Source organism: Undibacterium sp. MH2W, from assembly GCF_049340215.1.
In the GTDB taxonomy this organism is placed as follows: domain Bacteria; phylum Pseudomonadota; class Gammaproteobacteria; order Burkholderiales; family Burkholderiaceae_D; genus Undibacterium.
Genome location: NZ_JBMPPA010000001.1, coordinates 509,820 through 534,280 on the forward strand (window position 1 = coordinate 509,820; position 24,461 = coordinate 534,280).

Here is a 24,461-nt window from a genome sequence, read left to right on the forward strand (position 1 = left end):
ATGCATCAAAATGTAATCACCGAGCAATTAACCGATGCTGGCCGGGCGATAGAGCATGATTCGTTTGCTGTGATTGACCGTGAGGTCGTCAGTCATGCCTATACAGAAGAACAATGGCCTGTTGTGAGGCGGATGATTCATGCCAATGCAGACTTCGATTTTAATGGCTTAACCGATTTTCATCCGGGGGCGGTTCGTGCGGCACTGAGAGCAATTCGCAGTAGAACGTCGCGCGTTGTGGCGGATGTCGAAATGATTTGTGTCGGCTTATCGCAACCACGTCTCGCGCACTTTCAGATGACCACCCATCAGTTCATTGCTGAACCTGAAGTCATCGCACAGGCGAAAGCCCAAGGCACAACGCGTGCTGTTCAAGCGATGCGGCGGGCACATGAAATCGGATTGTTGGAGGGCGCCATTGTGGGTATTGGCAATGCGCCCACTGCGTTGATCGAGCTTGTGCGTCTCATTCATGAGCACGGTGTTCGTCCGGCGTTGGTGGTGGGCATGCCTGTTGGTTTTGTCTCAGCGGCAGAATCAAAGGACTTGATGGCATTAGAGCAGGAAGTGCCATGGATCGTGATACGAGGCCGTAAAGGGGGATCAACCTTGGTGGTCGCCGCTATTCATGCGTTGCTTGGCTTAGCTGAGGCGGCTGAACTCCGATGATGAAAAAGGACACCCCTCGCGGTACACGCACTGGCTTTACGACCGGCGCGTGTTCTGCTGCGGCGGCACGTGCGGCGGCGTTGGGTTTGGTCACCGGTCATGTGCCGTCGCAAGTGGAATGCAACTTGCCCAATGGCAGCGTGGTCGTTTTTGACGTCCACGATGGCTACTGCGATGGACAACGAGCGCATGCCATGGTGATCAAGGATGCGGGAGATGATCCTGATTGCACCGACAAAGCTCATCTCACCGCTGATCTGCGTATGGTGCCGGAAGTAGGGCAGGTGTTGCTGTTAGGGGGTGTCGGGGTCGGTACCGTGACGATGCCGGGTTTGGGGCTGGAGGTGGGTGGTCCGGCGATCAATCCTGTGCCACGTAAAAATATCATCGCCAATGTGATGGCCGTTGCATCGGGTTTATTGGATGACGCTGGGATTGAAATCACCATTTCTGTCCCACAAGGCATTGAGATGGCAAAGAAAACCCTCAATGCACGGCTAGGTATTCTGGGTGGTATTTCTATCCTTGGCACGACAGGGATCGTGAAGCCCTATTCAACTGCCGCCTATCGCGCAAGCGTCGTGCAGGGCGTCCAAGTGGCAAGCACCTTGGGACACGATGTCGTTGTGCTGACTACCGGTGGTCGTACCGAAAAATTTGTCATGGAGGAAATGCCACATCTCCCTGCCGCGGCCTTTGTTCAGATGGGCGATTTTTTGCGGTATGCCATGAGCGCGGCAGCACGTCATCAAATTAAACAAGTCATCATCGGTGGGATGGTCGGCAAGCTGACCAAAATTGCGCAAGGCGAAGAGATTACCCATGCCGGACGCGCTGACGTTGACACCGGGTTGCTGGCAAACATCGCTCGTGATTTGGGAGCGCCGGAAGCGATATGCGCCGCCATTGCGGAAGGTGAGACCGCCCGATTTGCCAGCGAGCAAATGGAGATCCTTGGTCTTTCTGTTCCGTTTCATACGGTGTTAGCCGAGCGCGTGATACAGACACTCCAAGCGCGCTATCCCCAACAATTCCAATTACATGTCTTGGTCTGCGATTTCGATGGTCGCAAAGTGACCGAAGTGAGATCAGAAAACTTATGCTAGATAGCTTACCTACCCAGCCACGCTGCCGCATCATTGGCGTTCTTGACGATGGCGTCGCCAGCTTGTCGGCGACAGCTTTACTCCATATTCAGCAAGCGCAAGTGATTATCGGTGCGCGTCGTACCTTGGACTTGTTTCGTGCACACCTCTCGCCCATCGCCATCAAACGGCCTCTCCGCGGTGCGTTAACGCAAGTACCAGAATGGATACGTGCCGCACAGAGTGACGATTTACGTGTTGTCGTACTCGCCACGGGCGATCCTTTGTGTTTTGGTATTGCAGCTTATCTTGCTGCGCATTTGTGTATTGAAGCCATTGAAGTGATTCCTAACGTATCAACTATGCAGTTAGCCTGTGCGCGTTTGGGGATGCCGTGGCAGCAGATGAAGTTCAGTTCTGTGCATGCCAAAGATGCCGGAGAGTGGTCGCTGGGGAGTGATGCATCCCATGGTTTATATCACCTGATGCAAGAGATCCGACATCATGCACGCTTAGCGATTCTGACTGGACCGGATAATACGCCAGACAGAATTGCGCGAATGATCGTGATGGAGGGGCTGCAAGATGACTATGAAATGGCAGTCTGCGAAAGACTTTGCCAAGAGGAGGAGCACATCGTCACAGGGATCAGCATCGCTGCCGCTACGACGATGCGCTTTGCTGATCCTAACGTTATGTTGTTATGGCGCACTGGCATGTCTTCAGCGCCAGTGCTCTTCGGACTAGCGGATGACCGATTTCAACAGCGCTATCCGGGAAAAGGTTTGATCACCAAACAAGAGGTGCGCGCTGTGTCGCTCGCGCGGATGCAATTGCGTGCTGACAGCATTGTGTGGGATATCGGCGCAGGCTCAGGTTCTGTTGGTCTGGAGGCTGCACGTCTATGTCAGCGAGGTCATGTGTACGCCATCGAAAAAAATCCTGACGATCATCAGATTGCCCTCGCAAATTGGCGTCAGTTTGGTCTCAGTAACTACTCCATTGTGAATGACAAAGCGCCTGCGGGAATGTCCCATTGGCCGGCACCAGATGCTATTTTTATTGGTGGTTCGGGTGGTGAATTAAAAGAGTTGATAGCGTTATGTCTGCAACGCCTGCGTCCCCACGGTTGGCTGGTGATGAATTTTGTGACGCTAGAAAATCTTTCAACCGCGATCGCTGCGCTTAAGGATGCTGGTGCCAGTTGGGATGTGATTAGCTTACAAGCGTCACGGAGTAAGCCTATCCTACATATGAACAGAATGGCCGCCGAAAATCCCGTCTGGCTGGTGTGTGCCCAAGCGAAAGCAAGCGTATGAGTAAATTAATCGCTTTATCGTTAGGGCCAGGTGATCCCGGTTTAATTACCCACCGTGCTTGGCAACAGTTGCAACGCACCGACACGGTGTGGACATACCCCATCCGTAGTCTGCGGAAAGAAAGCTACGCCCTCGATATCGTTTTGCGTGCCGGATTTACTTTACCGCTGCGGCATCAGCCTTTGTTGTTTCCGATGACACACGATGTCGAGAAGTTAGCGCGTCATTGGCTCAAGGCGGCACAGACGGTGCAGCAAGTATTGCAGTCCGGACAGGACGTCTTATTTTTAGTCGAAGGCGATGCATCGACCTATGCCAGTTTTTGTTACCTCGCTCGCACGTTGCGTGAGCTGGACGAGACGGCAGACATTGAGATCATTGCAGGCGTCAATTCATTCAATGCCGCCTGCGCCACATTGCAGATGCCACTCTCCGAACAAGATGACACGATCGCGATTATCCCTGCCGCCTATGGCATTGACGTTGTCGAACGCATGCTGAATGACGTTGATACGTTGGTACTCATGAAAGTCAAACCTTTACTGGATGACCTCATCGATCTATTAGCGCGAAAGGACTTACTACGCCACGCACGATTCATTGAAAAAGCAGGATCTCCCTTTGAACGCATCGTGACTGATGTCGCTAGTCTCAAAGGCGAAAAAGTGAATTATCTGTCGCTCCTCATCGTTAAAAATCCCGCCAGAGAGCGGGGCGCGTTATTGCGCGGCTGTCGGAAAAAAGAGCGTGCTGAAAGCGATCAAAACGATGAAAAGAATGAACAGGATGAACAGGATGAACAGGATGAACAGAATGAAGGGATCACCACGATGAATACCCAGCTTAAATTGAAATCCCATTGATCTTTTTAAACATCACAAAAAATAGATAGAAAAGAAGACAGATGAAGAACGAACCCAAAGACGAACCCAAAATCGAACCCAAAAACGAACCCAAAAACGAACTCACGATGAACACGATCATTCGCCCAGAACGCCTGAGCTCTCGTAGTGAAGCAATCGAAGCAACTCAAAGCGTTCCCATGCCGCGCATTATCCTCGTCGCCATCACTAAACATGGCGCGCTGCAGGCGGCAGCACTGGCACGATTTCTGCCACAGGTACAGATTTTTCTTCCCGAGAAATTTGCTGGATTGGTGAACGGTCTGACCCACATCGTTCGAACGTATTCAGGGCCGTTTCGTGATGAGATCGCACGATTAATGATGGATTATGATCAAGTCGTCTTTTTTGTCTCGCTGGGGGCGGTTGTTCGTTTGATTGCACCGCATTTAAAAAACAAAGAAGAAGACCCCGGCGTGATTGTGGTGGACGACGCGGCGCAATTTGTGATTCCCGTTTTATCGGGACATGTCGGTGGGGCCAATGAATGGGCTGAAAAGCTCGCAGATCTCTTGCAGGCAACGCCCGTGCTAACGACGGCATCGGATGTTGGAAAGACGATTCCAGTGGATATTCTGGGACGCGATTTGGGGTGGAAAGTAGAAGCCCCAAAAATCAACATCACCCGCGTCTCTGCAAATGTGGTCAATGGTGAACCCATCGCTTTTGTCCAAGAGGCGGGGCAAAAGAATTGGTGGAATCGCGCCACGCCTTTACCTTCGACAATTCATTTATTTGAACGCTTTGAAGACGTGGATACTGACCGCTTTTCGGCTGTGTTATGGGTCACGCATCAACCTATCCCTGCGCATTGTTGGCAGCAACTGCATGAGCGACTCGTGATCTATCGTCCACCAGAGGAGGGCTGAGATGCGCTATTACAGCATTGGCGTTGGATGTGATCGCGGCACCTCCTTAGCGACACTGCAAACAGCCTTGCAGAAGGCGTTGCACATCGTTGGTACGAACACGGCCCACATCCAGACGATCGCCACCATTGACCTTAAATCCGATGAAGTCGGCTTGCTCGCCTTGGCACAAGCATTAGGTCTGCCGCTATTGTGTTATCCCGCCAAAGAGCTGGCAGCGGTGCCTGTCGCCAATCCGTCAATGACGGTGCTCAAATATGTCGGTACGCCTTCTGTTTCTGAAGCAGCAGCCTTATTGGGTGCGGGCTATCGCGTAGAACCGAACAGAGAAGTAGAAGCCGAAGCCGAAGCGGTGAAGGACGTGCCGTCGCTTGTACTCGAAAAATATAAACACCACGGGGTTTGCGGTAAAAACGTCACCCTATCCATTGCGGAAATACCATCATGAATTCATTCTCTTCGAATCAACACCCCGACATGGCACCTGAGCCTACTGCTCTTCACCGCGCTGGCGGAAAAATCTCTCTGGTCGGTATCGGTCCCGGCAGCCACGCCCACATGACACAACGAGCACGTGATGTCATCGCAGAAGCCGATACCATCATCGGGTATGTCACCTACATCAAACTCGTGGCGGACTTAATTGTGGGGAAAGAAATTATCCGCAAATCGATGACCGAAGAATTAGATAGGGCGATTCATGCTTTAGCGTTTGCGCAACAAGGTAAAAAAGTCGCGTTAATTTCGTCTGGAGACGCAGGGGTGTACGGCATGGCAGGCCCCACCTTTGAGGTCTTATTTCAGGCGGGATGGACACCAGCAACGGGGGTAGAAGTAGAAATTGTGCCGGGTGCCTCTGCCTTAAATACCTGTGCCTCGTTGGTTGGGGCACCGCTCACACATGATTTTTGTTCGATCTCTTTGTCTGATTTACTCACTCCTTGGCCCGTCATTGCTCGCCGACTCGATGCGGCGGCGGCGGCTGACTTTGTGTGTGCGCTCTACAACCCCAAGAGTGGCCGTCGCACACAACAAATTATAGAGGCGCAACGTTTATTTCTACGACATCGCGATCCACACACGCCGGTTGCTATCGTTAAATCCGCGTACCGACCTAAGCAACGTATTGAATTCACGACCCTAGAAAAAATGAGCGATTGCGATATCGGCATGCTGACGACCGTATTGATTGGCAACAGCAATACCTTCGTCCGAGAGGGGCGCATGGTGACACCGCGTGGCTATGCCAACAAATATTCGATGGACGATCATGCACCCCATGACGGTGAGAAAGCAGGGCGCTCGTTATCGACCGGCTTAATGGGCTGGCTGGCGCATTTACACGCCGACCACCAAGCAGGGGTGAGTGCAACCAGTTTGGCAGAGCGCCACCGCTTACCGCTTGATTACATTCAATCCACGTTAGCGCAAGCATTGACCACAACAGACCAACAAACCGCCACAGAACCCCTTTTGGAGAATGAAGCATGAGCGACGTCGTGAAACCAAGCATCGGTGCCTACAAACGGCATATTTTAATTTGCACTGGACCCCGCTGTGCTGAGGATGGCGCTGCACAGGCCTTGTTTGATAGTCTGGGAGATAAATTTAAGTCAGCCGGTCTCAATGAAGGCGCATTGCGCGTGAAGCGTAGTCGCGTGAGTTGCTTTGCCGCTTGTAAAGGTGGGCCGGTGATGTGTGTCCAACCCGATGGGGTGTGGTATTACAATGTCACACCGACGAATATGGATCAGATTATCGAACGCCATTTGGTGGGCGGGAAGGCGGTGGAAGAACTCGTCTTTCATCGCGGACCGAGTGGCGATATTGATTCAGATAGCGACGCCAACGCCAAAGCTAATGCCAACGCCAACGCTAATGTCAACGCCTGCTAAACAGCACTGTAAATCACTCAGCGTCGTTGAAGGGAAATAGCACCATCTTTCCCCGCAACGACGGCCGGTTTCGTTGTGTTATTTCGCCAGCTTATTCATCCCGAATCCACCCACGCTGGCAATCAGTCTCAGTTTCGCCGAGCGCCATTCAGCCTGACAACGGACGCGTTCGAGTTGTGCGTCAGCCATGGCATTTTGTGCATTGAGGATCTCTAAAATGTCTGCTGCACCACGTTCATATTTTCGTTGAACGCTATGCAGTGCCTTATCTGCGGCCTCTAAGAGATGTTCAGAAGCCGTGAGATTATTGAGCGCAGACATGCTGTCTGCGTAGGCTTTAACGACCTCCATGGCGACTTGTAATTCCGTGTCCTTCAGATCGGCTTCGCTTTTTTCTACTTGTGCTTGTGCTTCACGCATTTTGTAATTACGGGCAAAGCCTTCAAACAAAGGAACCGTCACCGAGAGTTGGATAATTTTCTCATGCGTGGATGGCGTCAGTCCTTGGCCAGGACGACCATTCTGATAATAATTACCCGTTAAATCCACGGACGGTAAGCCTTCAGCGGCAGTAGAAGTAGCTTTTTCTTGCAGTGCTAGAACCTTTGCTCTTGCCATAATGATGGAAGGATGTTGTTGCTCTGCTTGATCCAACCATAGCGACAGCCGTTGTTGTACGCGTTCTGTGTCTGAAGGCAATGGATTATCATCGTCAGCGAGGCCGATATCATCATTGATTTCAGGTGTGTAAGCCAGCGCAAGCCCCAAGTTATAAGCAAGGACCGACATTGTTTTTCGATAATTGCCTAACGACCGCTCTTTTTCTAACGAGGCTTTCGCCAAGGCGGTTCGCGCTTGCAGCGTATCGGATAAATCGCTGGCGCCGAGATGCAGACGGCGCTCTGAGGCCTCGACCGTTAACTGGGCGAGCTGCTCCGTTTTCATCTTTGTTTGCCAAGTAGCACGGGCGGTTTGGGTGTCGTAATACGCACCGATCACGGTATTAATCGTCTTTTGCAATTGGGCATCGTGCCCTGCCATCGCAGCAGACAAATAAGCGTTGGCAGAGCGAATCGATGCGGCACGCGCGCCAGCGTCCCATAGCCGCCAACTGAGCGTGCCGTAGAGCGTGGTGCTATGGACTGCTGAGGACGGAAAATTCGTGCCAGGATAAATAGTGACATCGTTGGCAACACCTTTTGAGACCGACACGGTCGGAAAAAATGCTGCACGTGCTTGCCCCAGTTCTGCCGCTTGCACCTTGATCAATGCCCAAGCGCCTTTCACTTGCGGGTTACGGCATACTGCAATGTCGATCGCCTGCGTCAAACTCAGGTTATGCAGCACCGATAATGGCACTTTCGCCGCTGTATCGTCACACACGATGGGCTGTTCATCACCGGGCAAGGTCACCTCTTGGGCATTCATCGAGGCGGGCATGGTTTTCAGTACATCTGCCATGCGCAGATTCAGTCGGTCCACAAATCGTGTAATTGATGTTGACCGATCTTGATCAAGCCCACTGCGCACGTCCGTCGCTCGGAAGAGATCAATGACCTGCTTACCGTTCGGCTTAGCTGGTTCGCTTTGCTGCGCATGGACGGCGCTGCTTCCCATGATCGCGCCACAGAAAGCCAGTGGCATCATCAGTGGCATCATCGACGGTAAATGAAGCCGTTGGCGTTGTTGTTTAGCGTTCATGCAGCGCCTCGTGTTGGTGTTGGATGAGCGGTGATAAGAGATATTCGATCACGCGACGGTCTCCGGTTTTTACCTCGACATTGACCGACATACCAGGACCAAGCCGCATCTCTTTGCCATCAATATTCATCGTGGATTGATCGAGGATGACTTTCAATTCATAAATCAGACCCCGCTTGCGATCATCTTGGGCATCCCGAGCAACGTAGGAAACCACGCCAGGTACCGTGCCATATTTGGTGTATTCAAAGGTATCGATTTTTACTTCGACGCGCTGGCCTTCATGGACAAAGCCAATATCTTTGTTTTCTACAAACGCCTGAACTTCGACCTTATGCTCGCGAGGAACAATCAGCATCAATGCTTGCGTTGCAGGGACGACACCACCAACGGTATGAACGGCCAGTTGCTGGACGCTACCATCGATCGGGGAGGTGAGTTTGAGCAACTTACTGTGTTCACCCGCACGTCGAGCGTCTTGTAAGCTTTCAGCCATTTTTTTACGCGCTTCATTGAGCTTGTCGTGCGCTTCTTTGCGAGTTTGTGCAATGAGCGCAGCGCGTTGATTGCGTGCATCCTTTAATTGGCCTTCGATCTCAATCCGTTGCTGCTCCTTTTCTATCCATTGCGTCCGTGAGACGTCATGGTTTTCTGCCAAGAGTTTGTAATTATTGGCGCGTTGCTGTGCTAATGGTAAGCCTTCCGCATACGTGGCAATCGATGCATTGAACCGTTGTAACTTGGTGTTGTATTCATCAAACTGACTCCGCAATTGCCGTTGTGCATCCTCATAGAGCGCGGCGTCAATGCCAGACAATGTACTTAACGCTGGCAACGTGGGGCCACCCGACACATGTCCATCAATGGCGTTGATCAAGGCTTCCGAACGCAGCATTTCTAACTGTTCGGTTTTACTATTGTCGCTTGCTTTATCGTGCTCGGCATCGGGTCCTGATGTATCGAGTTCGACGAGTACTTCACCTGCTTTGACTTGTTGTCCCTCATTCACATGAACCGCCCGCACAGAAGCCACATCGACAGAGGCAATGGTTTTGGTGTAACTGGATGGAATAATTTTTCCCTTTGCATTGACCACAATATCCATGTGACCAAAAATACTCCATGCTAAGGCACTGATAATCATCAGCATCAATAAACGTCCCGTCCATCGTGCTGTGGTCGAGACTGGTTTCTCTTGTAAAGAAAGGGCCGCAGGTAAAAATTCGGCTTCGTCCTCGCTCAATAATCCACCACTTAACGAGTCGCGTATTTTCCAGGAATAGGCAGTAATAGACGCATAGCGCTTCAAGACATCGCTCAGCGCTTCCCATCGGTATTTGAAGCTCATGGCTGTACCCCCATGGCAACTGTTGCAGTGTCGCTTGGCGCGTGACCTTGCTGTAAGCGATACAAATGCGAATAGATCCCCTCGGGATCACGCAGTAATTCGGCGTGACTGCCCACCTCAGCAATTTGTCCACGCTCAAGAACCACAATACGATTAGCATCGCGCACAGCCGACAGTCGATGCGCAATGATCAACACTGTACGACCTGCACAAATGCTTCGCATATTGTCTTGGATAATTTTTTCGGATTCATAATCGAGCGCACTGGTCGCTTCGTCAAAGATGAGAATCCGAGGATTAGAAAGTAATGCCCGCGCAATGGCGATCCGTTGGCGCTGACCACCGGATAAACCCGTACCGTGCTCGCCCACCTTGGTGTCGTAACCCTCTGGTAATTCGCAGATAAATTCATGGGCACCGGCAAGCTTGGCTGCTTCGATAATGGCTTCAATCGGCAGCGAAGGATTTGAGAGCGCAATATTGTCGCGAACAGAACGCGTGAACAATGTATTCTCTTGCAACACCACGCCGATTTGTTGGCGTAGCGACGTGGTGTCGATAATGGCAATGTCTTGTCCATCAATTAACACCCGTCCCCGATCAGGCAGATACAAGCGTTGTACTAATTTTGTGAGTGTACTTTTACCTGAACCAGATCTGCCCACAATACCGATCACTTCACCAGGCTGAAACGCGATGTTAATACTGCGGATTACGTCAGGCGTATCTGGACGATAGCGAAACGACACCTGATCAAATTCAATTGCACCTGCAATACGCGGAATCCGTGTTTTTTGTCCCGCCACCTCGGTTCTCGCATTCAAAATATCACCCAAGCGGCCCATGGAAATACCAATTTGCTGAAAATCATTCCACAACTGCGCAAGGCGTAAAATCGGTGTGGAGATTTGTCCAGAGAGCATGTTAAAAGCGATCAACTGGCCAACGGTTAATTTCCCATCCACCACCAGCGTGGCACCGATCCACATGATCGCGGCTGTCACCAGCTTACTCACCAGTGTGACGCCACCGCTCGCTACCATGGAAATATTATTCGTCGACAACCCCGCGCTCACATACGCCGCGAGTTGCTTCTCCCATTTCTGCTGCCAACGTGGCTCGACAGCCATCGCTTTTACGGTATCGATACCGCTCAACGTTTCGACGAGAAACGATTGGTTTTCTGCACTTTTGTTAAATTTGTCATTGAGTCGTTCACGCAAGATGGGCGTGAAGATCATCGATAACGCGATATACACCGGCAGCGAACACACCACAATCAACGTGAGCTTCGGGCTATACATCATCATGACTACAAAAAATATCCCAGAAAACAGCAAATCTAAGACCAGCGTCATGGCATTGCCAGTCAGGAAAGAACGGATATTTTCTAACTCACGTACCCGTGCGACAGAATCACCCACCCGTCGCGATTGAAAATAACTGATCGGTAAATTCAATAAATGACGAAACAACCGCGCACCCAACTCGACATCAATTTTGCTACTTGTTTGAGAAAACACGTAAGTGCGGATACCCGTCAACAGCGCCTCAAACAAGGTCGATAGAAATAAGCCCACCGCAATCACGTTCAAGGTTTTCATGGCGTGATTGACCAAGACTTTATCCATCACCACCTGAAAAAATAACGGTGTCACCAACCCAATCAATTGCAACACCAGCGAGATCAACAGCACTTCACCCAGCAACTTTCGATACTTGATAATCGAGGGAATAAACCACGTAAAATCAAACCTCGCAGCGTCGCCAACGAAGGTCGCTTTACTGGTAAAAAAAATCAGTTGCCCATTCCATACATCGTTGAATTCATCCATCGTCAAAAGCTCAGGTGGATTACCTGGACGTTGAATCAATGCTTTTTTATTCAGCGGATCACTGTCATCCACTTTACCCAGAATCAGAAACTGTCCGTCTCTCGTCACCGCCACCGCAGGCAAGGGGGCTTTATGTAAGCGCGCACTGTCTTGCTGTACAAGCTTCGCCTTCATCCCCAGATTTTTCGCAGCGAGAAGGACGGTCGCGGTGTTAAAACGTTCATTTCCATAGGTGTGTTGCAATTGCTGCATGTCCGCAGCAATGTGATGAAAACCTGCAATCATGATCAAACAAATGAGCCCCGAATCGAGTGGCTCGGTGGGCGCAGCAGCACCCGTATGTTGATGAGAACCGGTATCAGAAGTGCTTTTTTGCATATAACTACCTGGGGTCCAATTTGACATCACCTGAGTATAGGGAATGCCCATGTTCTAGAAAATAAAAAGCGTCTGAGCAACAACAAAATGTTGTTGCTCAGACGTCAAAGAACCCAGCAGCGCATTTGGTGCGCTGCTGGGTTAATTTAGTGACGACAATTAAATGGATGGGTTCACCGTTAATGGCGTTGAAAGAGAGTTAAGCGATGGTGCTGAGGTAACACTGTTTGCAGAACTCGAACCACCAACCGAAGACGCTTTATGAGACAAGGCGTTAATCGTGTAAGTCGTCGACCCCACAACCGTCGCCCCGTTATCAAGAATGCTAGCGGTATAAACAGCGGCGGCACCGGCAGTGATGTTGTCGGTGAAGGTCCAGTTATCGCCACTAACACTTGCTTGACCGACAGCGACACCATTGCGATACACCTCGACTATTTCACCGGACAGCAGATTTTGGCTGATGGTGCCGGAGATGACCGGTGTCGTGGTGGTTGTGTTGGTGCCGTCGGAGATGGTGATGCCGGGACCACCTGTGTTTGTTACTATATTGGAAAGTGTAAAGTTGGCTGTATTCGATATAGTAAAAGATGTCGCGCCATTTATATTGTTATCAACGAAATTAACCCAGTAGCCGTTAGCTGTTCCAAAGGGAGGATACGCCAAGACTGCTGTTTGTTCTAACGCTGCACTTTTGATCACTTTGCCGCTGGCATCATAAAAAGTGACAACGCTAGTATTAGTGATGGATGGTTCCCAAAAATTAATAGTAATTTCTTTAATCGGTCCATTTTTTGAAACAAACGTATTATTTCCTGCGTATACGATCAAACCGGCGGTGGGAAGTCCGTAAGATCCAGTTGAATTTGCGAATGGATCCGGTGCTCTCGAGTCTGAAGTGACGCTGTAGTAGTTGTATTGAGTGTCGATAGCTGCGGAACTCAATTGGATACTTCCTGATGCGGCAATAATACTTTTAAATTCAATCCAGGTCTCTACGGTTGCTAGCCAGGGAGTACTAGGTGTCTGCACCTGAGTAATCGCGACAGTTTCGTTTGTCACACTGAAGCTTGTCGAAGCCGCATTGCTGACATTGCCATAGTTATCTGTCTGCGTAACCGAGATATTTTGCGTACCAAGCGATAGCGGCGTACTTTCATTGAAAGTCCAAGTACCATTGCTGCTCACCACGGTGCTACCAAGAACGATACCGTTGTCGGTAATGTTGATGGTGTCACCCGCTACGCCAGTACCGCTAAACACTGGTGTTGTCGTTTCAGTGACATTACCATTTGGTACGTTGCCAAACTGGTCGGTAACAACCAAGGTCGGTGCGCTTGGTGCATTGGTTTCGATCAATTCACTGATCGAGCCTGCAACGGAGACGTTGCCTGCCGAGTCAGTCAAAGTGGCTGTTGCAGTGAACGTGGAGCCGGACGCTGGCGCTTTAAACAAGCCAGTTAATATAACCTTACCTGCAGCGATATTGGCGGCGGTTAATGTTTGAGTAATCTTGTTGCCTGCTTGATCTACTACAGTCAATGTGTCACCAACGGAAGCATCCTTTTGAATGCCGATTTGCAGATTAATCAAACCGCTAGAACCCAAACTAGCAATGTTCAACACGCCGTTGTTGGATGGGTTGGTAACTGATACTGTCGGCGCGCTATCAGCAACTGTATCGGTCGTGAAGCTGATGGTGCTCGCGACACTCACATTTCCATACGTATCCGTTTGCGTAACGTTGATATTATGTGTGCCATCTGCCAACGGTGTTGTCAGTGACAGACTCCACGTGCCATTGCTTGCCACAACAACTGTACCCAACAAGGTATTGCCATCGTTGATATTGATGGTGTCACCAGCGATACCCGTACCACTGATCACAGGTGTCGCGTCGTTGGTGATGCCACCATTAGGTACTTTGCCTTGTGGCGTTGTAATCACGACTGCACCAGGGGCTTCGTTAATGGCATAGCCGTTAGAAGCGATAACCGTTGAACCGTTATCGAGGATCTTGGCGGTATAAGCAGCGGCAGCACCGGCAGTGATGTTGTCGGTGAATGTCCAATTAGTGCCACTCACGGTTGCTTGACCCACAGCGACACCATTGCGATAGATCTCGACGACTTCACCGGATACCAAACTTTGGCTGATGGTGCCAGAGATGACCGGTGTGGTTGTATTGGTGTTGGTGCCGTTCGAGATGGTGATGCCTGATACAGGTGGTAATTGAACGTTAGCAGTTATATTGAATATCCCGACATTTTCGTTTTGGGTAATAGTTGTGATTACAAAATATGTTGCGGAAGCAAGGTTGTTAATGACGAAGTGCCCGTAATTCCCGTTGCTCGTTGAATTCCATAAGCTATTTTGTGCAACGATCGTGCCTTGAGCGTTATAGAAAGTAATATAGCTACTTACAAAGTAGCTAGAATCATAATAATCAAACGCAATCGACTGAAATGCACCTACTTTTGAAGTGACCTGAAATGAATTTGCAGTTCTATTTCCATTTGGTGAGCCGAATATTAAAATCGGATTTGAGTTGGAAATATATGGGGGCTGTACACTGAGATATGCACCACTAGTTTGCGCTGTAAAAAGGTTAGTAGTAATGGACTGCCCCCACACGCCCTCGGTAACCTCAGTTAAGCTATCGAAAATTGTAGAGACCGAAGCTGGCTGGCTCGGTGTCTGAATCTGCGTAATAGCAATAGTCGTATTAGACACGCTAAAACTCGTCGAAGCCGCATTGCTGACATTGCCATAGTTATCTGTCTGCGTGACCGAGATGTTTTGCGTACCAAGCGATAACGGTGTGCTCTCATTAAACGTCCAAGTGCCATTGCTGCTCACAACGGTGCTGCCCAGAACGATACCGTTGTCGCTGATAGTGATGGTGTCCCCTGCGATACCAGTACCGCTAATCACTGGTGTTGTCGCTTCAGTGATATTGCCGTTCGGTATAGCACCATATGGGCCAGTAACAACTAAGGTCGGTGCGCTTGGTGCATTAGTTTCGATCAATTCACTGATTGAACCTGCAACAGAAACGTTACCTGCTAAATCAGTCAAAGTGGCTGTTGCTGTGAACGTGGAGCCGGATGCTGGGGCTTTAAACAAGCCAGTCAATATGACGCTGCCTGCAGCGATGTTGGCTGCTGTCAGTGTTTGAGTAACCTTGTTGCCAGCTTGATCGACGACGGTCAATGTGTCACCAACGGAAGCATCCTTTTGAATGCCGATTTGCAGATTAATCAAGCCGCTAGAACCCAAACTAGCGATGTTCAACACGCCGTTGTTGGATGGGTTAATGACTGATACTGTTGGTGCACTATCAGCAACCGTATCAGAGGTAAAGCTGATCGTGCTTGCAGCACTGCTGTTGCCGTAGCCATCTGTTTGTGTGACGCTGATGTTGTGTGTGCCGTCTGTCAATGGTGTTGTCAGTGTCAAACTCCAAGTGCCGTTCGCTGCAACAACCGCAGTACCGAGAACTGTATTGCCATCTTTTACAGTGACCGTATCACCAGCCACACCAGTGCCACTGAAGGTTGGTGTTGTGATATTGGTGTAGCCACCGTTAGGCACTGAACCCTTCGGTGTTGTGATGACGACGGTGCCTGGTGTTGATGGTGGTGTCGTTTCAACGAGTTCGCTGACAGAGCCGGCAGTAGAGACGTTACCAGCCAAGTCAGTCAATGTGGCGGTCACTGTGAATGTGGATCCGGATGCTGGAGCAGTAAAGAGGCCAGTCAATGTAACGCTACCGGCTGCGATGTTTGCAGCAGTTAAAACCTGAGTGACTTTGTTGCCTGCTTGATCGACGACAGTCAGTGTATCGCCAACAGAAGCATCCTTCGGAATGCTGATTTGCAGATTGATCAAGCCACTTGTGCCAAGGCTGGCAATATTCAACACGCCGTTTGTTGATGGATTAGTGATTGAAACTGTTGGTGCACTGTCAGCAACCGTATCAGAGGTAAAGCTGATGGTGCTTGCAGCACTGCTGTTACCGTAACCATCTGTTTGCGTAACGCTGATGTTGTGTGTGCCGTCAGCTAATGCTTTGGTTAAAGAAAGGCTCCATGTACCATTGGCCGCGACAACGGTTGTACCAAGAACGGTATTGCCATCTTTAACGGTTACGACATCACCAGCTACGCCAGTGCCAATGAAAGTTGGTGTTGTGATATTGGTGTAGCCACCGTTCGGGACAGAGCCATTTGGTGTGGTGATTGAGACTGCACCTGGTGTTGCTGGTGGTGTTGTTTCAACGAGTTCACTGACAGAGCCGGCATTAGAGACGTTACCAGCCAAGTCAGTCAATGTGGCTGTGACTGTAAATGTGGAGCCAGATGCTGGCGCAGTGAAGAGACCAGTCAATGTAACGCTGCCAGCAGCGATGTTGGCTGAAGTCAGCGTTTGAACAACCTTGTTACCAGCTTGATCAACGACAGTCAGCGTATCACCAACGGAAGCATCCTTTGGAATGCTGATTTGCAGATTGATCAAACCGCTTGTGCCAAGGCTAGCAATGTTCAATACGCCGTTGTTGGATGGATTGGTGACTGAAACTGTTGGTGCACTGTCAGCAACCGTATCAGAGGTAAAGCTGATTGTGCTTGCAGCACTGCTGTTGCCGTAGCCATCTGTTTGCGTGACGCTGATATTGTGCGTACCGTCAGTTAATGGTTTAGTTAAAGAGAGGCTCCATGTACCATTGGCCGCGACAACGGTTGTACCAAGAACGGTATTGCCATCTTTAACGGTTACGACATCACCAGCTACGCCAGTGCCGCTGAAGGTTGGTGTCGTGATATTAGTGTAGCCACCGTTCGGGACAGAGCCATTTGGTGTGGTGATTGACACTGCACCTGGTGTTGCTGGTGGTGTCGTTTCGACGATTTCACTGACCGAGCCTGCGGTAGAGACGTTGCCAGCCAAGTCAGTCAATGTCGCTGTGACTGTGAATGTGGATCCGGATGCTGGCGCAGTAAAGAGGCCAGTCAATGTAACGCTACCGGTTGCGATGTTTGCAGCAGTTAAAACCTGAGTGACTTTGTTGCCAGCTTGATCAACCACAGTCAGCGTATCACCAACGGAAGCATCCTTTGGAATGCTGATTTGCAGATTGATTAAACCAGTTGTACCAAGGCTAGCAATGTTCAACACACCGTTTGTAGATGAATTGGTGATACTGACGGTTGGCGCACTATCTGCAACGGTATCAGAAGTGAAGCTGATCGTGCTAGCAGCACTGCTGTTGCCGTAGCCATCTGTTTGCGTAACACTGATGTTGTGTGTGCCATCTGTCAATGGTGTTGTCAGTGTCAAACTCCAAGTGCCATTTGCTGCGACAACCGCAGTACCGAGAACTGTATTGCCATCTTTAACAGTGATCGTATCACCAGCCACACCAGTGCCGCTGAAGGTTGGTGTTGTGACATTGGTGTATCCACCGTTAGGGATGGAACCCTTCGGTGTTGTGATTGAGACGGTACCTGGTGTTGATGGTGGTGTCGTTTCAATGAGTTCACTCACAGAGCCGGCAGTAGAGACGTTGCCAGCCAAGTCAGTCAATGTGGCGGTCACTGTGAATGTGGATCCGGATGCTGGAGCAGTAAAGAGGCCAGTCAATGTAACGCTACCGGCTGCGATGTTTGCAGCAGTTAAAACCTGAGTGACTTTGTTGCCTGCTTGATCGACGACAGTCAGTGTATCGCCAACAGAAGCATCCTTCGGAATGCTGATTTGCAGATTGATCAAGCCACTTGTGCCAAGGCTGGCAATATTCAACACGCCGTTTGTTGATGGATTAGTGATTGAAACTGTTGGTGCACTGTCAGCAACCGTATCAGAGGTAAAGCTGATGGTGCTTGCAGCACTGCTGTTACCGTATCCATCTGTTTGCGTCACGCTGATGTTGTGTGTGCCATCTGTCAATGGTGTTGTCAGTGTCAAACTCCAAGTGCCATTTGCTGCGACAACTGCGGTACCCAACACAGTATTACCATCTTTTACAGTGACCGTATCACCAGCTACACCCGTTCCACTAAAGGTTGGCTTAGTAACATTGGTGTATCCACCGTTAGGCACAGAGCCATTTGGTGTGGTGATTGAGACTGCGCCTGGTGTTGCTGGTGGTGTCGTTTCAACGAGTTCACTGACCGAGCCGGCAGTAGAGACGTTACCAGCCAGATCAGTCAATGTCGCTGTGACTGTGAATGTTGAGCCGGAAGCTGGAGCAGTGAAGAGACCGTTCAGGACGACAGAACCCGCAGCAATGTTGGCTGAAGTCAGCGTTTGAACAACTTTGTTGCCTGCTTGATCGACGATGGTCAAAGTATCACCAACGGAAGCGTCCTTTGGAATGCTGATTTGCAGATTGATTAAACCGCTGGAACCCAAGCTAGCAATATTCAACACACCGTTCGTTGACGGATTAGTGATTGAAACTGTTGGTGCACTATCAGCAACCGTATCAGAAGTGAAGCTGATCGTGCTTGCAGCACTGCTGTTGCCGTAACCATCTGTTTGAGTAACGCTGATGTTGTGTGTGCCGTCTGTCAATGGTGTTGTCAGTGCCAGGCTCCAAGTGCCGTTTGCTGCAACGACTACGGTGCCAAGAACTGTATTGCCATCCTTTACAGTGATTGTGTCACCAGCCACGCCGGTGCCGCTGAAGGTTGGTGTCGTGATATTGGTGTAGCCACCGTTAGGCACTGAACCCTTCGGTGTTGTGATAACCACGGTGCCTGGTGTTGATGGTGCTGTCGTTTCAACGAGTTCACTCACAGAGCCGGCAGTAGAGACGTTACCAGCCAAGTCAGTCAATGTGGCTGTGACTGTAAATGTTGAGCCAGATGCTGGCGCAGTGAAGAGACCAGTCAATGTAACGCTGCCAGCAGCGATGTTGGCTGAAGTCAGTGTTTGAACAACCTTGTTGCCAGCTTGATCAACCACAGTCAGCGTATCACCAACGGATGCATCCTTTGGAATGCCGATTTGCAGATTGATTAAACCACTTGAACCCAAGCTAGCGATATTCAACACACCATTTGTAGATGGATTAGTGATTGAAACTGTTGGGGCACTATCAGCAACCGTATCAGAGGTAAAGCTGATGGTGCTTGCAGCACTGCTGTTGCCGTAACCATCTGTTTGCGTGACGCTGATGTTGTGTGTGCCATCAGCCAATGCTTTAGTTAAAGAAAGGCTCCAAGTACCGTTGGCTGCAACGACGACTGTACCAAGCACAGTAGTACCATCTGTGACAGTAACCGTGTCACCAGCCACACCAGTACCACTAATGACAGGTGTTGCCACATTGGTGATGCCGCCATTGTTGACGGAACCCTTCGGTGTGGTGATAACGACAGCGCCTGGTGTTGCTGGTGGTGTTGTTTCAACGAGTTCACTGACCGAGCCGGCAGTAGAGACGTTGCCAGCCAAGTCAGTCAATGTCGCTGTGACTGTGAATGTTGAACCAGATGCTGGAGCAGTGAAGAGACCTGTCAATGTAACGCTGCCTGCAGCGATGTTGGCTGAAGTCAGCGTTTGAACAACCTTGTTACCAGCTTGATCAACGACAGTCAGCGTATCACCAACGGAAGCATCCTTTGGAATGGTGATTTGTAAATTGATTAAACCACTAGAACCCAAGCTAGCAATATTCAACACACCGTTTGTAGATGGATTAGTGATGCTGATCGTTGGTGCACTATCAGCAACTGTATCTGTCGTGAAGCTGATCGTGCTTGCAGCGCTACTGTTACCGTAGCTATCTGTTTGCGTAACGCTGATGTTGTGTATGCCGTCAGCTAATGCTTTGGTTAAAGAAAGGCTCCAAGTGCCGTTCGCTGCAACAACCGCAGTACCGAGAACTGTGTTGCCATCTTTTACAGTGACCGTATCACCAGCCACACCAGTACCACTGATGACAGGTGTTGCCACATTGGTGATACCGCCATTGTTGACGGAGCCTTTCGGTGTGGTGATAACGACAGCTCCTGGTGTTGCTGGCGGTGTTGTTTCAATGAGATCACTGGCCTTGCCGGGAACGGAAACGTTACCTGCCAGATCAGTCAACGTAGCCGTCACAGTGAACGTAGAACCAGATGCTGGTGCCTTAAAGAGTCCAGTTAGTACGATGCTACCCGCATTGATATTGGCAGAAGTCAGCGTCTGCGTAATTTTATTTCCAGCTTGATCAACGACTGTCAGGATGTCACCGACAGAAGCATCCTTTGGAATACCGATTTGTAAATTAATCAAACCACTCGAACCCAAACTCGCGCTATTTAAAGCACCATTGGTTGTTGGGTTGGTGATGGTGACGGTTGGTGCACTATCAGCAATAGTATCGACCGTAAAGCTTGTGCTGGCTGCAGTACTGCTACTACCTGTTTTACCGATTTGTGTTGCAGTGATGGTTTGCAGACCGTTTGGTAATGCAGTCTTTAGAGTGAGCGTCCATGTGCCATTGCTGGCGACCACAACCGTACCTAAAACGGTATTACCATCTTTGATAGTGATCGTATCACCGGGAACGCCCGTGCCGCTGATGATAGGTGTTGCGTCATTGGTGATGCCGCCGTTTTTAACCGTACCAGAAGGCGTATTGATAACGATAGTTGGGGCTGGAGCACAAGTAGTCGATGGTGTTTGAGTTGTCATGATTATCCGTTTTAGGTAAGTGGACGTAAAAAGACTTACAGTTACTTCACACCAAGTAAAACGAATAACTCGATAAATACCCCTAGCTATTTGCGAATTCCTTTGAAAAGCATTGTTAATTTAGTTTCCGCAAGGAATGATTTGTTTTTTTAATTTTATTTCTTTGTATGTTTGATGCTTACATTTTTATTTTGGCAAATAACGAGCAACCATATTTTAAATGTTTGTCGACAGTGCTTTCGGCAATCCCCAAATCTTTCGCGATTTCCATGCGAGATTTTCCTTCGACTCTTTGTAGTTTAATCACCTCGCGTGGTCTTGCCGGCATGGTGTTCATTGCTGCTTGTAATAGGTGAATTTGCTCACGAGCACTCACGATGCGTTCTGGTGATAATTCATCAATCGCGGACTCTAGAAGTGCATCGGTATTTTCCATGAATTCCATTGGCGCAAGTCGAAAACGCCTAGCACGATCGATCAATAAATTACGTGCGGTCACAAATAAAATAGTGCCCGTGTTGTCTGGCGGACCGTGTCTACATGCGTGAGTGTAAATTCGCAAATAGATATCCTGACGTACGTCATCATAGTCATCTGATTTGCGTAAATTTTTTCGGAGAAACTGCATGAGAGCAGGCTCTAGCGGAAGAATGTGTTCAATGAACCATTCGTCGACAAGGGTCGTCATTTTTATTTTAATTTATATTTTGTCGCAAAGAAAAATCATATCGTGGCAATTATTTATTTCGCTTCATTCACCTTGCATATGCATTTTTTTGATGAAAAAAGTTTCTTTTTTATAGTGCGTGATTTTAGTCTGCAACGATATTTTTTTTGATAAATCGCGATGAAAAGATATGTTAGATAACAACAGACTTTTTATTCACAATAGTTTATGTGGAATAAAAATTAGTTGATGTGATGTAGGAATAAAAAAAGAATTTGCGAGCGAGAAAGATAAGTAATAAAAATCCACACACATAATTGATTAGCATTTAAATTTTTCTTTTTTTATCAAAAATAAATTTATAAAAATATTTCTGTGACGAGGGGAAAATAAAAAATATTTAAAAATAATAAAAAATAAAAAAATATTAAAGTGAAAAAAATAAAATCACGACCACTATTTTTTTTGAGATGTTTTTATTACGAAAAACAATCATCAATAAAATTATTTTTCATCAAAAAATAAACCCGAAAGTGTGTGAAAAAAATACGAAAAATAATTATTCAATTAAAAAATTTTTGCCGTTGTCAGAATTTAATTTTTATCACACTCGTAATCAGTTAGACTTTTTTCATGGTGTGAAAGGAGTTTCTACTGTGCGACTGTTCTTAACGAAAATATCTATTTTTTCCTCACTTTTTTGCTTCAGTGCATTACCACGTGCCAGCTCTCTTGATGGCTGTATCAACTCTCCTGAAAACCCTACTTTTATACTAGGAATGATTGGTCTATCAGGTGCCGTCGCACCATGGATTTGCTCGCGGTTAAATAAACAACGTCAGCGTCGAAAAAATCAAAAAAAATAATAGCGATAACCGTACCGCAGCGTGTTTCAAAATGAATGGCACTGAAATGAAAAATCCACTATTCGATTTCGCTTTCTTCGATTTTTTTTGCGGTAAAGCATTTTTTGTTTTTCTGTATCGTAAAAAAAATGCGGTTATTTTTTTTAGATCCTATTCGATGGATTGGTTGTACATCTTGCGCACCTTGTGCATGTGGTTGAGTATCGCACTCACATTATCAGGCTGTGGTGGTAGCGCACAAACTTCACAATCGTTCATTGATACGCATGGACCAGTAAGTAAGGTGCCACTTGCTGGTCGCATCAATGGAGGACGTCAGCCTATCGTTGGATCTCATGTCTACGTCTATGCAACTGGTATTACGGGTTCAACGGCGCCGACACAAATCGGTAGTGCAGTCACCGGTGCAGACGGCACGTTTAGCATCGCCTCGTGGAGTGTCACTCCAGTGAATGGCGATTTGATTTATCTCACTGCTATCGGTGGTGATGCAGGTGGAGGTGTGAACCCGAATATCGCGCTCATGAGCGTGGCAGGTGTTTGGGGTGATGCGGGTTTTGTAAGCCATGTTCAGGTCAACGAGTTAACCACTATCGCATCTATCTCGCAGTTTACTAATCATATGGCGCAGGTTCCTTGTGCCAGTATTACAGGCAGTACAGCAACAGTAGGAATTTGTCCACGGATTCTCGGTGAAGGCGATTGGACTGCACAAGTTGCTCAGGTTGTTGCCTTAGTGGATGTGGGCACAGGGCAAGCGTCTGTCAATTTACAAACAGCGACTAACCCGAGCACCGCCTATGCAACCTATCAGAATTTAAATCTACAAGCGAGCGTCTTGGCCAATTGTGTCAATTCAGCGGGAGGTGTTGCTGGTGATGGCTCTGCGTGCGGCAATCTATTGGGGTTAGCGTCAAGTCAAGCGGTGGCTGGAATTTTGACAGAGAATGGTGGCACGACGATAGTAGGCACCCAGCCGACCGCGATCGCGACGTCACATGATGGACAATTTGCGTATATTGCAAATTTTGGGGATAACACTATTTCAACGTTACGGATCGCAAATGATGGGACGCTGAGTGCATTTGGTCAACCGATAACTGTCGGTTTGAATCCTTTTTATTTTTCCATTTCAAAAGATGGAAAGATTGTCTATGTGAGTAATTCAGGTGACAACACGGTGTCGACGATGCAAGTGGGTTCGGATGGTAGTTTGAGTGTTGTCGGTCAGCCGGTCATGACGGGTCTTCATCCTGGGGTGATTGCGTTGACGCCTGATGTTCACTATGCGTTTGTCACGAATGCAGGAGATGGCACGATTTCATCGTACAGCATCAATCATGGTAATTTGAGCCCCTTGGGGCAGCCTCTTTTGGTGGGGGTAGGTCCCGTATCGATTCTGGTGTCATCGGATGGAAAGTTTGCATATGTCTCTGATCCTGATGCTCGCACACTCGTTAGTCTCGGTGTGAGTAATGGTAACTTGAGTATCATTAATTCATTATCCTTGAACGAGGGGCCTTTTTCTATGTCCATTGCGCCGAACGGAAAATTTGCCGTTGTTGCAAATTTTAACGATGCATCATTTTCGGTGTTTAATGTTACGCAGGGTGCGTTAAGTTTGATTGGGTTTCCTATTGCAGATAGCTCTCGGCTTACTGATGTCGCATTTACTCCTAATGGACAATTTTTCTATGTCGTCGATAGCGGACTGCATGATACCGAGACCTTTAGTATGGACCAGAGTGGTAACGTGATTCAGCTTGGTGATGCCGTGCCCGGTTCATCGCCGTGGTCGATTGCGCTTTCACAGAATGGACAATTTGCGTTTGTGACTAATTTATATGACGGTACTGTATCGAGTTTTCGTATTAGCACGGGTACGCCAAGTGATACGTGGTCTGCCATTGCTAATTTGCAAGCTAATCCTACGAATACTGCCGCAGCACTATTTGCTTTAGCACCTTCTCCCGCTGTCTATGGGCCAATGCCTTCTATGGCGCCCACATCGCTGACCTTGCATTAGCGTACATCTTCGCCCGGGCTACTCGCTCTGATACCGCCACAGTACGTCATTAATTCGTACCGCCAACCTCTCTAGACGTCAATAATCTCGCAGCATTGGTGCTAGGGCGTGTGTTCCTATTTCGCTCTTGAAACGTATACATTGTCTTGCGGACAAGTGGTGATCTGTTCCTACCGAAACAATTGTTCTTCTTCTTTACTTCCTTATATGACGCTGGTT

General features: G+C 48.7%; 15 protein-coding genes. 10 read left to right on the forward strand and 5 right to left on the reverse strand.

The genetic code is table 11. The features are described 5' to 3' along the window. The 8 genes from ACO0K2_RS02180 to ACO0K2_RS02215 all read left to right on the forward strand — a co-directional run bounded on the left by ACO0K2_RS02180 (position 1) and on the right by ACO0K2_RS02215 (position 6,739). Positions 1-669, forward strand: coding sequence for a precorrin-8X methylmutase (locus ACO0K2_RS02180; protein ID WP_423015278.1), 669 nt, complete (start codon positions 1-3; stop codon positions 667-669). Beyond that, positions 666-1,775, forward strand: a complete 1,110-nt coding sequence (locus tag ACO0K2_RS02185; RefSeq protein WP_423015280.1) for a cobalt-precorrin-5B (C(1))-methyltransferase — start codon at positions 666-668, stop codon at positions 1,773-1,775. The genes ACO0K2_RS02180 and ACO0K2_RS02185 overlap by 4 nt, the downstream gene beginning before the upstream one ends. Next, positions 1,769-3,073, forward strand: a complete 1,305-nt coding sequence (cbiE, locus tag ACO0K2_RS02190; RefSeq protein WP_423015282.1) for a precorrin-6y C5,15-methyltransferase (decarboxylating) subunit CbiE — start codon at positions 1,769-1,771, stop codon at positions 3,071-3,073. The genes ACO0K2_RS02185 and cbiE overlap by 7 nt, the downstream gene beginning before the upstream one ends. After that, on the forward strand, positions 3,070-3,936 hold the full coding sequence (gene cobI, locus ACO0K2_RS02195; RefSeq protein ID WP_423015284.1) for a precorrin-2 C(20)-methyltransferase: 867 nt from the start codon (positions 3,070-3,072) through the stop codon (positions 3,934-3,936). The genes cbiE and cobI overlap by 4 nt, the downstream gene beginning before the upstream one ends. A gap of 179 nt (positions 3,937-4,115) precedes the next feature. After that, on the forward strand, positions 4,116-4,844 hold the full coding sequence (locus ACO0K2_RS02200; RefSeq protein ID WP_423016137.1) for a cobalamin biosynthesis central domain-containing protein: 729 nt from the start codon (positions 4,116-4,118) through the stop codon (positions 4,842-4,844). Between the two features lies 1 nt (position 4,845). Continuing rightward, entirely contained in the window at positions 4,846-5,292 is a 447-nt protein-coding gene (locus ACO0K2_RS02205; RefSeq protein WP_423015286.1) for a cobalamin biosynthesis protein, read from the forward strand. A gap of 29 nt (positions 5,293-5,321) precedes the next feature. Next, positions 5,322-6,335, forward strand: a complete 1,014-nt coding sequence (cobJ, locus tag ACO0K2_RS02210) for a precorrin-3B C(17)-methyltransferase (RefSeq protein WP_423016139.1) — start codon at positions 5,322-5,324, stop codon at positions 6,333-6,335. Further along, positions 6,332-6,739 carry a (2Fe-2S) ferredoxin domain-containing protein gene (locus ACO0K2_RS02215; RefSeq protein ID WP_423015288.1) on the forward strand — a complete coding sequence of 136 codons (408 nt, stop codon included), beginning with the start codon at positions 6,332-6,334 and terminating at the stop codon, positions 6,737-6,739. Before cobJ ends, ACO0K2_RS02215 begins: the two co-directional genes overlap by 4 nt. Positions 6,740-6,817: 78 nt before the next feature. Here ACO0K2_RS02215 and ACO0K2_RS02220 read toward each other — a convergent pair whose 3' ends face one another. The 5 genes from ACO0K2_RS02220 to ACO0K2_RS02240 all read right to left on the reverse strand — a co-directional run bounded on the left by ACO0K2_RS02220 (position 6,818) and on the right by ACO0K2_RS02240 (position 21,371). Beyond that, the gene (locus tag ACO0K2_RS02220) at positions 6,818-8,440 is read right to left on the reverse strand and encodes a TolC family protein (RefSeq protein WP_423015290.1); all 1,623 of its coding nucleotides are present in this window, start codon (positions 8,438-8,440) and stop codon (positions 6,818-6,820) included. After that, a complete protein-coding gene (locus ACO0K2_RS02225) occupies positions 8,430-9,788 on the reverse strand; it encodes an HlyD family type I secretion periplasmic adaptor subunit (RefSeq protein WP_423015292.1) in 1,359 nt (452 codons plus the stop codon). The genes ACO0K2_RS02220 and ACO0K2_RS02225 overlap by 11 nt, the downstream gene beginning before the upstream one ends. Beyond that, a complete protein-coding gene (locus ACO0K2_RS02230; protein ID WP_423015294.1) occupies positions 9,785-12,001 on the reverse strand; it encodes a type I secretion system permease/ATPase in 2,217 nt (738 codons plus the stop codon). Before ACO0K2_RS02230 ends, ACO0K2_RS02225 begins: the two co-directional genes overlap by 4 nt. A gap of 159 nt (positions 12,002-12,160) precedes the next feature. Next, positions 12,161-20,683: an Ig-like domain-containing protein gene (locus ACO0K2_RS02235; RefSeq protein WP_423015296.1), complete on the reverse strand. Its 8,523-nt coding sequence runs from the start codon at positions 20,681-20,683 to the stop codon at positions 12,161-12,163. Positions 20,684-20,861: 178 nt separating this feature from the next. Continuing rightward, positions 20,862-21,371, reverse strand: coding sequence for an RNA polymerase sigma factor (locus ACO0K2_RS02240; protein ID WP_423015298.1), 510 nt, complete (start codon positions 21,369-21,371; stop codon positions 20,862-20,864). Between the two features lie 449 nt (positions 21,372-21,820). Here ACO0K2_RS02240 and ACO0K2_RS02245 point away from each other — a divergent pair, with 449 nt between their 5' ends. Next, positions 21,821-22,216 carry a hypothetical protein gene (locus ACO0K2_RS02245; RefSeq protein WP_423015300.1) on the forward strand — a complete coding sequence of 132 codons (396 nt, stop codon included), beginning with the start codon at positions 21,821-21,823 and terminating at the stop codon, positions 22,214-22,216. A 46-nt stretch (positions 22,217-22,262) separates the two neighbouring features. Continuing rightward, a complete protein-coding gene (locus ACO0K2_RS02250; RefSeq protein WP_423015302.1) occupies positions 22,263-24,242 on the forward strand; it encodes a lactonase family protein in 1,980 nt (659 codons plus the stop codon). Positions 24,243-24,461 lie beyond the last annotated feature (219 nt).